8 protein-coding genes are annotated in these 13,662 nt (G+C 40.1%); 6 read left to right on the top strand and 2 right to left on the bottom strand.

Annotated features, from left to right (window positions below):
* Window positions 1-143: 143 nt before the first annotated feature.
* Window positions 144-1,457 (top strand): peptidoglycan DD-metalloendopeptidase family protein, encoded by a 1,314-nt coding sequence (locus Q0V26_RS00100; protein WP_297474843.1) that lies wholly within the window; start codon window positions 144-146, stop codon window positions 1,455-1,457.
* 81 nt (window positions 1,458-1,538) lie between these two features.
* Here Q0V26_RS00100 and erpA read toward each other — a convergent pair whose 3' ends face one another.
* Both erpA and clcA read right to left on the bottom strand, forming a co-directional pair.
* Window positions 1,539-1,880 (bottom strand): iron-sulfur cluster insertion protein ErpA, encoded by a 342-nt coding sequence (gene erpA / locus Q0V26_RS00095; protein WP_036796059.1) that lies wholly within the window; start codon window positions 1,878-1,880, stop codon window positions 1,539-1,541.
* A 62-nt stretch (window positions 1,881-1,942) separates the two neighbouring features.
* On the bottom strand, window positions 1,943-3,358 hold the full coding sequence (gene clcA, locus Q0V26_RS00090; RefSeq protein WP_297474517.1) for a H(+)/Cl(-) exchange transporter ClcA: 1,416 nt from the start codon (window positions 3,356-3,358) through the stop codon (window positions 1,943-1,945).
* Window positions 3,359-3,677: 319 nt separating this feature from the next.
* Between clcA and hemL the strand changes: the two genes are divergently transcribed.
* The 5 genes from hemL to Q0V26_RS00065 all read left to right on the top strand — a co-directional run bounded on the left by hemL (window position 3,678) and on the right by Q0V26_RS00065 (window position 13,648).
* Window positions 3,678-4,982 (top strand): glutamate-1-semialdehyde 2,1-aminomutase, encoded by a 1,305-nt coding sequence (gene hemL / locus Q0V26_RS00085; protein WP_297474515.1) that lies wholly within the window; start codon window positions 3,678-3,680, stop codon window positions 4,980-4,982.
* 335 nt (window positions 4,983-5,317) lie between these two features.
* Entirely contained in the window at window positions 5,318-6,403 is a 1,086-nt protein-coding gene (locus Q0V26_RS00080) for an AI-2E family transporter (protein WP_297474513.1), read from the top strand.
* Window positions 6,404-6,559: 156 nt separating this feature from the next.
* Window positions 6,560-7,579 (top strand): 16S rRNA (guanine(1207)-N(2))-methyltransferase RsmC, encoded by a 1,020-nt coding sequence (gene rsmC, locus Q0V26_RS00075; RefSeq protein WP_297474511.1) that lies wholly within the window; start codon window positions 6,560-6,562, stop codon window positions 7,577-7,579.
* 270 nt (window positions 7,580-7,849) lie between these two features.
* Window positions 7,850-11,227 carry a response regulator gene (locus Q0V26_RS00070; RefSeq protein WP_297474509.1) on the top strand — a complete coding sequence of 1,126 codons (3,378 nt, stop codon included), beginning with the start codon at window positions 7,850-7,852 and terminating at the stop codon, window positions 11,225-11,227.
* Window positions 11,228-11,971: 744 nt separating this feature from the next.
* The gene (locus Q0V26_RS00065) at window positions 11,972-13,648 is read left to right on the top strand and encodes an ABC transporter substrate-binding protein (protein WP_297474507.1); all 1,677 of its coding nucleotides are present in this window, start codon (window positions 11,972-11,974) and stop codon (window positions 13,646-13,648) included.
* Window positions 13,649-13,662 lie beyond the last annotated feature (14 nt).

The raw sequence follows: 13,662 nt of genomic DNA, 5'->3' as shown, positions 1-13,662 counted from the left end.
CCTACTTTCACTCTGTTGTAAAAGTAGTCATTGTTGATTGATTCGACAAATTTTATAAAAAAATATTGAATATTTGATCTTCAATGGCACCAGATATTGAGGCCATTACACTTAATATTATTTATTTTTCATCTAGTACCATCATGAATGGAAGCTCATTACCTCGTATGCCAAGAATAAATAAAATACTGATAGGGATAATCAGTAGTGCGGTTATTGCGCTTATTATGACATCTGAAATTTATGCAGACCCTCTCACTAAAACTGAATTTAAATATCAATTAGGTCAGCACTATCCGCTCGTTTTATCTCCATCATCAGCGACTACACCGAAACAGCCACCACACTCAGCGTTAGTATGGAAAAACCATATAGTTAAAAATGGTGAAAGTTTAGCTACTGCATTTGATAGTGTTGATTTAGACAGCGCGCTATTACATCAAATTGTTGCAACTAACAATAAAACCAAAAAACTGACGTCACTGCGTCCTGGAGATAAATTAAATTTTGGTTTTGATGATGCGGGTAAATTAATGGAATTACACCAACCATTAACCAACCTTGAAACCTTAGTCATCAAACGTAATCGTGCTAACAATGACTTTTCTGCCACTATTACGAAACAACAGCTTGAAACCCAAACCAATTATGCGCAAGCAACCATTGACTCTAGTTTCTGGAGTGCCGCAGATAAAGCAGGATTAACAGCCAATCAAATCATGGAAATAGCAGCGCTATTTGGTTGGGATATCGACTTTGCACTTGATATTCGTGCAGGAGATAAATTTGAAGTGTTATTTGAACAACATTATCTTGATGGCAACCCGATAGATCACGGTAATATTTTAGCTGCCACGTTTACCAATATGGGACAAACATTTACGGCTGTCCGCCATGATAACGGTAAATATTATGATAAAAATGGTCAGGCGATGCGAAAAGCTTTTCTTCGCTCACCGATCAACTTCCGTTACGTCAGCTCTAATTTTAATCCGCGCCGTTTACACCCTGTCACTAAGCAAGTAAAAGCACACCGAGGTACTGATTATGTGGCTCCCGTCGGCACCCCTATTTGGGCTGCTGGCGATGGTGTGGTTATCGAATCAAGCTATAATAAATTTAACGGCAACTATGTCTTTATTCGCCATAATGGTAATTACGTTACTAAGTATTTACACATGACGAAACGGATGGTTAAAAGTGGTCAACGTATAAAACAAGGACAAACCATTGGAACGCTAGGTGGAACAGGACGAGTGACCGGCCCGCATCTGCATTATGAATTTTTAGTCAATGGTAAACATAAAAACCCACGTACAGTCGATTTACCTCAAGCCCATTCACTTTCAGGTGTAACGCAAACGATATTTAAACAACAAGCAAATAGCAAACTAGGGCAGGTAAAAAACTACAGTCAGTTATTAACAAACAATGGTATTTTATTACCCCAAAGCTAATTAATGGCTGTAATGGCTGTCTGTATCCCAAAAAAAAACCGTCAGATAGACGGCTTTGTTATAATGCAGAAGCTCATAGTGTTAAACGCTAAATGATGCGCCACAGCCACATGTTGTGGTGGCATTAGGGTTATTCACAAAGAAGCGTGAACCTTCTAAGCCTTCAGTGTAATCAACGATACCTCCCACTAAATACTGTAAGCTCATTGGATCAACAACTAATGTTACGCCGTTGTTTTCAATGGTCATATCGCCATCATTGACTTTTTCATCAAACGTAAAGCCATATTGAAACCCACTACAACCACCACCTGTAATATATACACGTAGTTTTAATTCTGGGTTTTCTTCTTCAGCGATAAGCGTTTTTACTTTATTCGCAGCCACATCAGAAAAAGTCAGCGGCAAATTAACATCGCTCATTACAAAACCTCTTAAAAACTTCCATTAATTAATGGTGATTATCCAATACCTGACTATTGTGTTCAAGTATTAGCCGTCTCAACTGGAGCATCATGTGGTGAATCGTGGCCTAATTTTTCTTTTTTAATCGTACGATGCAACAATTGGGAGTAAATCGGCTGACCACCTAACATTTGAGCCATCATAGTTGCACCCAGTGTAGTTACAACTAAGGGTAAAATAAGGTAGTAGTTATTGGTCATTTCAATCACCAATAAAATACCAGTAATAGGTGCGCGCACAGTTGCTGCAAATAACGCCCCCATACCGGCGATAGCAAATAAACCCGGTGCAATGCCTAAATGAGGATAAAGGTCGAGAGCTACGGTGCCAAAAAACGTACCAAATAAAGTCCCCAATGCCAGCATTGGTGCAAAAATACCACCGGGAGCACCAGATCCAAAACATAATAGTGTTGTTACAACACGAGCAAAGAACAACAGCAATAGCATATTTAAACTATAGTCGCCATTAGTCGCAGGAGGAATAAGGAAAACACCGCCGCCAGTTAGCTCAGGGAAATAAAGTAACAATAAGCCGAAACAACCACCTAATAAGCCCCCCGTAATTAAATAACGGGTACGATTATTATGGTGAATAGTGACAAACCAATCTAATGTAAAAATAATTAAACGGTTAAAAACGACACCAAAGCCACCAAAGAGTAGCCCTAGAACTAAAAATAACCATAATGATGTTAGCGCAGGAGCATCATATTGCGGCATCGTAATAACCGCGTTTTGGCCTGAAATAAAGCGAAATACGATCGTCGACATCATCGCTGAAATCATTACACATTTAACTGAAATCAAACTATAACGAAATTGAGGTCGCATTTCCTCAATTACAAACATGATACCCGCCATAGGCGCATTAAATGCTGCTGCTAAACCACCAGCAGCACCTGCCGCAAGTAATGAGTGACGGCCTTCTTTATCCTTTAAACGGAAAATATCTGAAATCATACGACCAATATTACCGCCCATTTGTACAGTCGGACCTTCACGACCCAGCACCATACCTGAACCTAATGCCCCTAAGCCACCAAAGAACTTAACCGGAATAACTCGCCACCAACGTACAGGACGCATTTCATCCATTGCACCTTCAATTTCAGGAATACCAGACCCCCCCGCTTCAGGTGCAAAACGACACACTAAAAAATAACCGATGAAGGCTAAAATACCACTGACAAGGAATGCCGCTAACCATAATGGCAGCACACTGGTAATTTCATCACGCAGCCAAACTGTCCGTTGTTCACTCACCCATCGCACACCAATTTCAAATAGTGTACCGACTAAGCCAGCAAGTGTTCCAACTAAAGCCGAAAGAAATAGAACAGAAACAGGTGTTTTATCTTGGGTCAAAAAACGCCTAACCAAACCACTAGGTTGCAGGTGGAAAGGCATATGAAGACCGCGCGATTTTTCAGTCATTAGAGAGCCGTATTATATAAAGATAGCGCCATTACAGCGAGAGGATGAAGATAGGATCAGTACTATAGCCTAATCCAATGTGGTTATGATTTATACTGCCAATGTTGAAAAATAGCTTTGCAACTGTGACTTGTTTCCCAAAATCAACGGGTTTTATTTTGAATTTAGCTTCATTTAAAACAATAAAATGACTCTATATTCAGCAACACTTTAGGTACAATAAGGCAGTTTCACTCCCCACACTTCTCTTGCCTATGATTAATTAGGACAGATAATTCTGTGGATTGAATCACCGCCTTACTTTTTTATAGGATTTCACATGAGCAAAACGAACAAGTCAGCTGATTTATTTGCTAAAGCACGACAAAAAATCCCTGGGGGTGTTAACTCACCAGTCCGTGCTTTTGCTGGTGTTGGTGGCACACCACTATTTATTGAGCGTGCTGATGGCGCTTATATCTTTGATGCCGATGGTAATGCCTATATCGATTATGTTGGTTCATGGGGTCCTATGATTTTAGGACATAACCATGCCGCTATTCGTGATGCTGTAATTAACGCCGCACAACAAGGCTTAAGCTTTGGCGCACCAACAGCAATGGAAATCACCATGGCTGAGTTAGTATCAGAACTCGTACCGTCAATGGAAATGGTCCGTATGGTAAGTTCAGGCACTGAAGCTACCATGAGTGCTATTCGTCTTGCTCGTGGTTTTACTGGTCGTGACAAAATTCTGAAATTTGAAGGCTGTTACCACGGTCATGCTGACTGCCTATTAGTAAAAGCTGGCTCAGGTGCATTAACTCTGGGGCAACCAAGCTCTCCAGGTGTTCCAACTGACTTTGCTAAACATACGTTAACTGCAACTTACAACGATTTGAATTCAGTTCGTGAAGCGTTCATGGCTCAACCAGATCAGATCGCTTGTATTATTGTTGAGCCCGTTGCTGGCAACATGAATTGCATTCCACCCGTACCAGGCTTCCTTGAAGGCCTTCGTAAAATTTGTGATGAATTTGGCGCGCTACTGATCCTTGATGAAGTCATGACGGGTTTCCGTGTTTCACAAGGTGGCGCGCAAGGGTATTACAACATCAAACCTGATATCACAACACTGGGTAAAATTATCGGTGGTGGTATGCCTGTGGGTGCCTTTGGGGGACGTCGTGATGTAATGGAATTTGTCGCGCCAACTGGCCCTGTATATCAAGCGGGGACGCTATCAGGTAACCCTGTAGCAATGGCGGCAGGTCATGCTTGTTTAACCGTATTAACAGAAGACGGTAATGAACAACGCTTAGCGAAAACCACTCAGCGTTTAGCAACAGGCTTTAAAGCTTTAGCTGATAAACACGGTATTCCACTGGCGGTAAACCAAGTTGGTGCAATGTTTGGTTTCTTCTTTATCGATCAAGATACTGTGACTTGCTATGACGATGTGACCAAGTGTGACATTGAACGCTTCAAGCGCTTCTTTAATTTAATGCTCGATAAAGGCGTGTACCTCGCACCTTCAGCCTATGAAGCATGTTTTACCTCACTCGCACACAATACCAAAGAAATTGATGCTACATTAGAAGCGGCAGATTTTGCGTTTGCCACTCTGGCTGCTGAAGCAAAATAGCATTGTTTTAAAATAAATGAGCTAATGTTATTAAAAACATTATTTTATTAATGCTATTATGAAGAAAGGTCACGTAGGTGGCCTTTTTTTATGATGAATATCAGTAACTATCTATTGCCAAAAATAAACGGCAAGCCCTGCAACAAGTACTAAAATGATTAGCACTAACGGTGGCTTACGCTTTTTTTTGTCATCACAACCACAATTACAACATCCCATAAGCTATCTCCTTGATAAGAGCTATAATCATCAAATAATGGTGATGATTATAATGATAATTCTTATCAATTACAGTGAAAATAGCTTTATCGGTCGATTTTAAAAGGATACATATCGTGCCTCAACCCTTTAAGGTAGAACCTCGCCACTGGATGCTAATAGTGGCACTCTTTGTCGCTTCTTTCGCAAGTTATAAATTAATCGAGCCCTACCTCGGTCCGATTGTATTAGCGTTTATTATCTCTTTATTGTTCACGCCCATGCATAAGCGCTTACTTGCTAAAATGCCGACGCGTGAAAATACAGCGGCAATGCTGTCATGTTTTATTATGACGGTAATTATCGTTATTCCTTTGTTAGTGGTGTTTTCGTCGATTGTGCATCAAGGCACCACCGTATCAAAAGAAAGCTACACTTGGCTAACAACCGGAGGACCCAAAGAACTGTTTGCTCATCCTCTTGCTCAAAAAACACTGGCTTTAATTGATAAATACTCACCATTCCATGATTTTGATCCCCAAGTGATCATTCAAAAAATCGCTACTACCGCATCTCAAGTCGGCTCTCAAGCGCTGAATATCAGTGCACGTATTCTAGGCGATGCGACCAGTATCTTAGTAAACTTTATGATGATGCTGTTTGTACTGTTCTTTCTGCTACGTGATAACGATAAAATGATTGCCGCGATCCGTCACGTGATTCCACTGTCTCGCAGTCAAGAAGATGCAATCATGGAAGAAGTTGAGCAAGTAGCCAAATCTGCCGTACTCGGATCATTTCTAACCGCTTTGGCACAAGGTGTTGCTGGTGGCTTTGCAATGTGGCTATGTGGCTTCCAAGGTTTGTTCTGGGGTTCAATGATGGCCTTTGCCTCATTAATTCCCGTGGTTGGTACCGCTTTAATCTGGATTCCAGCATCACTGTATTTACTGTTAATCGGTGATTGGGAATGGTCATTGTTCCTTACAGGTTGGGGCATCATTGTTGTCGGTTCTATCGATAACATCGTGCGTCCGTTATTAATGCAAGGCAGTTCAAGTATGAACACCTTATTGATCTTCTTTTCAATCATTGGTGGTATTCAATTATTTGGCTTAATTGGTATGATCTACGGTCCAATTATTTTTGGTGTTACTTTAGTGTTGTTTAAAATGTATGAAGTTGAATTTCAATCATTCCTTCAACAACAAGATGATAATTAACCATCAATAATCCCTCATGATACTGCCGTTATTATTAACAATAATAACGGCAGTCTATGATTATACTTATTCTCTCTAGCAGTGACTTTCCATCTGCCACTATTTATGGAACAATCCGCGCTCCTGAACCATGATGTCTATTTTGAGGCCAGTTAAATGTCTTATTCCGCCGCGAGCCAAGTGGTTGCTCGTCAATCTGAATTTTTTGAAAACCGCAAAGTCCTTATTGCTGGTGAATTAAATGATACCTTTGCCTCAGAATTGCTTACAACAGCTCAATCAGTAACAGTCTTTACCACCAATTATGGTTACCTAGGTGACATTGAACACCATCAAGCGATTGATTGTCATTTTGGTGCAGAACTTAACGCTGAACTCGATATTGATATGATTCTGCTTTATTGGCCCAAAGCAAAAGCAGAAGCAGATTATTTATTATCAATGCTACTCAGTAAATTTTCTGCTGGTGTTGAAATTTGTATCGTCGGTGAAAACCGTTGTGGTGTCAGAAGTGCAGAAAAAATGTTTGCGCAATATGGCCCATTAACTAAATATGATTCAGCCCGCCGTTGTAGCTTCTACTGGGGACGCTGTGATAACCCAGCCCCAGCTTTTGACATCAATAAATGGTTCCGTAGTTACCCAATTAATATTGCTGGTGTTAGCCTTACCGTGCGCTCTTTACCTGGCGTCTTTAGCCATGGTGAATTTGATAAAGGTTCAGAACTTCTACTCAATAACTTACCCGCGCTTAACGGTAAAGTACTTGATTTTGGTTGTGGTGCCGGCGTTATTGGCGCAGTAATGAAAGCCAAGTACCCTCAGATTGACTTAGATCTGTGTGATATTAGTGCCTTAGCCATTGAGTCAGCGAAAGAAACTTTCAAGGTTAACCAACTTGCTGCCAACTTTATCGCCACTGACGTTTATAAAAACATTACTGGTCCTTACCAATATTTAATCAGTAATCCCCCTTTCCATGCTGGTTTAAAAACATTTTATACCGCAACGGAAACATTTATTAATCAAGCGCCGAGTTACTTAAATAATGGTGGTGAATTAGTGATTGTGGCGAACTGTTTTCTGCAATATCCACCCTTGATTGAAGCCACTCTTGGCCAGTGTGAGATCAGTTCTCACACTAATAAATTCAATGTCTATACGGCAAAAAAATAACATATCACAACTTTACACTTCATTTTTGAATTTTATAAAGGGCAGTCAATACTGCCCTTTTTTATGACGTTAATTTCGTTAATTTTGTGCTTTTTGACACGATTCTATTTCTAGTTACTTGATCCATAATAAAAACATAGTATAAACACGGTAATTCATCACGTTGAGTTAAAACGATAAAGGATAATCGTTAAAATCTTAATGTTCATTTTAACGTGACTATTTTTGTCGTTAAAACCGTAAATTCCACCATCTTATTCAGGCACCGGAATGCAGAATACTAAACGTTTCAAACGTCTTCAGCACACACTCATGCTGGCATTTTTAGTGCTCAGTATCACCCCTTTGATATTGTCAGCTCTTTACTTTCTAAATTCTCACACTAAAGATTTAGCCGAGCAAAGCATCAGCCATCTGGCTTCGTTGCGTGATAATAAACAAAAACAATTACAGAGTTTCTTTGCCGCTAAAGAGTCTGAAGTAAAAAGCTTTGCTCGCTCTGAATTATCAAATAATAGTGGTGGAAGATTTTACGGTTTAGTGGGTGCATTCCATCAACTTGGCAATATTGATTCACAACTTGATGCACAAGGTCGCGCTCATTATTTCAATTCAACCCTTACCACTAAAAGTGATCAAACCGCCAATAGTGGCTACCTTGGACATGAACGCTATCGTTTAATGTTTAAACGCTATAATGCCGTTTATAATGAGTATCTTAAACGTTCAGATTTTAAAGATATTATGCTGGTTGATATCTCTGGTGATGTCGTTTATTCAGTTAAAAACCACAACCTTTTTGGGGTCAATCTATTGGCAAAAAAAACCTCTCATAGCGCCTTACAGCAAACCTTTAAAGCCATTAAAGAAAAAACCCAGCAAAGCCCTAATAACCCAGAGCAAGTCCCGGTAGTCTTTACCGACTTTAGTGCTAATAGCCACAGTAATGAAACAACGGCTTGGTTTGCAGCACCAATTATCCAACAAGGCTATCTACATAGTTATGTCTTTATGGAGCTAAGTAACCAAAAGATCACTGAACTGATTCAAGACAATACTAAGCATATTCAAACCTTATTAGTCGGCACTGATCATAAATTACGCTTTGAAACTCAGTCGAAATTACCAATACAATTACAAAGCCAAAGTATCGATCAAGCACTTGCTGGTAAATCAGGCATTGGTAGCTTTATTAATTACGATAATATTCCTGTATTAGGCGCATTTTCGCCGCTAAATATATTAGATCACCATTGGGCGCTAGTGGTTGAGTTTCCTGAAAAAGAAGCCTTTGCACGAATCTTTGAATTAGAAAAAATCTTTGTCGCAGCCATGGTTACCGCGATTATTTTAGTGATCATTACGTCACATTGGCTGTCAAATTCTATTACCGCACCATTATTACGCTTAACGTGGGCGGCAGAAAAAGCCTCTGGTGGTGATTTAGATCAAAAAATTGATGGTACTGAACGTCATGATGAAATTGGACGATTAGCGATCAGCTTTGCCCGTATGCAACGCTCTATTCGCGAGAAAATTGGGCTTATTCGCCAGCAAAATAAAGAGTTAGAACATAACCTAACCATTATTCGTCAACAAAATAATGAACTCCAAACTGCGGATAAAATGAAAGACGAATTCCTTGCAACCACCTCGCATGAATTACGCACACCACTGCATGGCATGGTGGGGATTGCTGAATCGTTATTAGCGGGAGCCAATGGCGCATTACATCAATCACAACGCCGCCAATTAGAAATGATCATTAATAGCGGTCAACGTTTAACCACACTGGTTGATGATCTGCTTGATTACCATAAGATGCGTTATGGCGATCTTGATATTAACCACCAAGCGGTTGATATGTCTGTAGCTATTCGATTAGTACTGGAATTATCGAGCCATTTATTAGGCAATAAACCGATTCGAATTATTAATCAAATTCCAACGGATCTACCTCTGGTTGATGCGGACGAACAACGTTTAGAACAAGTGCTATATAACTTAGTGGGCAATGCGATTAAATACACCTCTGAAGGTAAAATTATTTTATCGGCTACAATATTAGAACATCAATTACGGATTCAAGTAGTTGATACAGGACAAGGTATTCCCAGCGAACAACTCGAGCATATTTTTGAACCGCTTATACAAGCCAATACCGGATCAGCTAATTACCGTCAAGGGGCTGGGCTTGGGCTATCGATCAGTCGCCAATTGATCGAACTAATGGGTGGACGCTTGTATGTCAGTAGCCAACCAATGGTAGGAACAACGTTCAGTTTCACTCTCAATTTAGCCAATGCCAATCAAATTGCAGCAATGGCGGCGAATCCCAATAAAAATCATTTCAAAGCGCCATTACTCAATATGGCAAATTATGATGCGTCTGATTTACCAGAAAATCCAGATGGCGAATTGTTGCTAGTTGTCGATGATGAACCCGTTAATTTACAAATACTAACCAATTTCTTACGTCTTGCTGGTTATCGAGTTCAAACGGCGGAAAGTGGCCCTCAAGCGTTAGCATTGATCACTGAACAGCAGCCCGATTTAGTGCTACTTGATATTATGATGCCTGAAATGAGTGGCTATGAAGTGTGTAATAAATTACGTAAAACACATTCCATGTTAGCGCTGCCCATCATTATGTTATCAGCCCTGGGGCAAGTACAAGATCGCCTCAAAGGCTTTGAATGTGGCGCCAATGATTATTTAACCAAACCATTTAATAAAGAAGAACTTATAGCGAGAATTAGGGCTTATTTACAAGCAGGAAAAACCGAAATTGAGCGCCAGAAAAACCAAGCACTAGAACAGGAAATTCATCGTCGTGAACAAGTCGAAATTGGACTGATAGAAACCCAAAGTCGCTTACTTGGGCTACTAGACTCAACCAATGAGGCGATCATTTGTGTTCAGCACGAAGGTCGAATCCGTTATGCCAACAGTGCTGCGGGCAAACTATTTAAACGCACGCCTGAGCTATTAGAGCGCTATACCATTGACGATATTCTAGCGACCCCATTGCCAGCAGCTGTCGCGGATAATCATCATTTTAATGGTCAACTTAGCTATTACATTGGTGATCACAAACAACAATTAATGACCGATGTTATCAATTTACCGATTGAGTCAGGGCTTAAACAAATGTTTGTCTTTGATAGCCAAGGACCATCGGCTGATCATCGTATCAACCTACTTGAAAATGCTATTGATGTGTTGTCTGAATTTGCCTTTAATGGCGATAAAAATAACCTTCAACAACTGCGAGAGTTAGGAGGAGAATTTACCCGTTTAGCCGACAAATTAGGGGATGGTGATCATAATAAAGCTGAAATAATTCGCCAACTATTAGTCGATGCCATGAAAGCAACCTTGGTGTTTTGGGAACAAGAATCACATAAAAATAAATTTGAATTAGCTGAAGAAAGTGGTTTATGGCGCGTTTATTTAGACCGTAGCACACTCCAAACACGTACCTTAGATAAATACCTTCAACTTGAAACGTTACCCAAAACACCCCGCTGGCGAACTGTCATTAATACCATTGATTTTGTATTAGAACGCTGCCCACAATCGAATACCTATCGCCAAGAACTCGTCATTATGCGGGATAAGTTACATCATATCATTAGTCATAACTGACCCTAATTATCGTCATAATAGCGTCCCAAAAGGCTCTCTCAGAGCCTTTTTTATTATCTACATTATATCAACGACCATTCTCAGACGGCTCAATAGCACAATGATATGATTCAATCCTCCCCTTTGTTGACACCATTATTCATGTCTTTGGTGTACAACTATCACTTTTTTAATCTTTGAAATAATCCCGTTTGAAGGCCTATAAATGATCAAGGTCACACTATCATTAGTGGTCAAAATTAAATCATATTCATCAAAAAACGCCATTCTTCGGCGCTAAAAATAAATTCTTTTAGTTTATGAGAACCGAATCACAACAAACTAACAGCCAAAAATTTCCGTATAAAAATAAGCAAAAAAAACCATATGCGTTACATCACATCACGTAAAATAAAAATTAACCCCCCTATTTTAAAAGAATAAATAAAGTAGTGAGCACTAACACTACAAATGTAACAACGACTTTCATATGTGATACTAAGCACGCTATTTACTAACTGCTCAATCACGTAAAACAATGAAATTAACACTTTTGACGGCAACAATTGTTTTTTTGACGTTTTTGACGGGCGACCACATTGACGATTTAACCAATACAGCCAATATTGAAGCCACTGAGAGCCTACAAGGCCATTCAATGGTTCAGCGTTACTCAGGTTCCAATGAAGTAGGTTTACAGCGCTCCAATGACGGAGCTAATTTTTATTTCCATTAGTGAAACAGAGCTAAGAGTAAGGAACAGCTATGCTTGCCAATATAAACAAAACTAAGTTAGCACTTGCAGTTGTTGCTGCAGCAACCGCTTTTACAGCACCCGTTGCTACTGCATCAGAAAAAAGCCAGCTAACAATCGTACCTGATTTCTACCCTACAATGGTGCGTAACTTTAACCCGTTTTTAGCAACAAACCTTCGCACAACAACTGAGTTCGTTTATGAGCCATTGGTAATCTTTAACCAAATGCAAGGTAACGAGCCTGTTATGCGTTTGGCGAAAGACTACTACATGTCTGACGACCTAATGAAGGTAACATTTGAAATTCGTGATGGCGTAAAATGGTCTGATGGTAAAGCATTCACTGCTGGTGATGTTGTTTACTCTTTTGACTTAGTAAAAAACAAGCCAGAGCTAGATCAAATCGGTATCAACAAGTGGGTTAAATCAGTTAAGCAAGACGGTAACAAAGTTATCTTTGAACTAACTGCTGCAAACTCAAACGTTCCATTTGAAATTTCAAAAGTACCTGTTGTTCCTAAGCACATCTGGAGCAAAGTTAAGAACCCTACAACGTTCACTAACGAAAACCCTGTAGGTACTGGCCCATTTACTGAGATCGACACATTTACTCCTCAGCTTTATGTTCAATGTCGTAACCCTAACTACTGGGATAACGCCAACCTAGAAGTTGATTGTTTACGTGTTCCTCAAATTGCAAACAACGACCAACTACTAACTAAGATCATCAACTCTGAGCTAGATTGGACGTCATCATTCATTCCTGATATCGACAGCACTTATGCTGCAGCAAATCCAAACCACAAATACTGGTACCCTGCTGCTGGCACAATGTCATTCATGTTGAACTACAAATCGCCAAAAGCAGGTAACAACGAAGCAATCAACAATGTTGACTTCCGTCGTGCGTTCTCTATGGCAATTGACCGTCAAACTATCATCGACATCGCGTTCTACGGTGCTGGTACACCAAACGATTACGCTTCAGGTCTAGGTGATAGCTTCAAATCATGGTCTGACGAAGCTGTACATAATAAGTACAAAGCTTTCAACACATACAACATCAAAGGCGCTAAAGATCTTCTAGCTAAAGCTGGCTTTAAAGACCTTGATGGTGACGGATTTGTTGAGTCACCAAAAGGTGAGAAAATTGAGCTTGAAGTTCAATCACCAAACGGCTGGACTGACTTCAACAACACTGTACAACTAGGTGTTGAGCAACTTCAAGAAGCGGGTATCAATGCAAAAGCACGTACTCCTGACTTTGCTGTATACAATGAATCAATGCTGAAAGGCACTTACGATGTAGCATTTACTAACTACTTCCACGGTGCAGATCCACACCTATACTGGGACAGTGCGTACAACTCACGTCTACAGAAAGGTGACGGTATGCCACGTTTCGCTATGCATTACTTCAAGAATGCACAGTTAGATTCGCTACTAGACAGCTTCTACAAAACGGCTGATAAGGGTGAGCAAATCAAGATTGCTCATAGCATTCAGAAAATCATTGCTGAGAACCAAGTAACAATCCCAGTAATCTCTGGTGCTAACAACTTCCAATACAATGAAGCTCGCTTCACTGGTTGGTGGAATGAGAAGAACCCTAAAGGCCGTCCAATGGTATGGGCTGGTGTTCAAGAGCGTCTACTTCAAGTTCTAGACCTAAAACCAAAAGCGTAATATCTGCTTAAATT

The organism is uncultured Photobacterium sp. (assembly GCF_947039875.1).
Classification (GTDB): Bacteria; Pseudomonadota; Gammaproteobacteria; order Enterobacterales; family Vibrionaceae; genus Photobacterium.
This window is presented reverse-complemented; position numbering and strand designations above follow the sequence as displayed.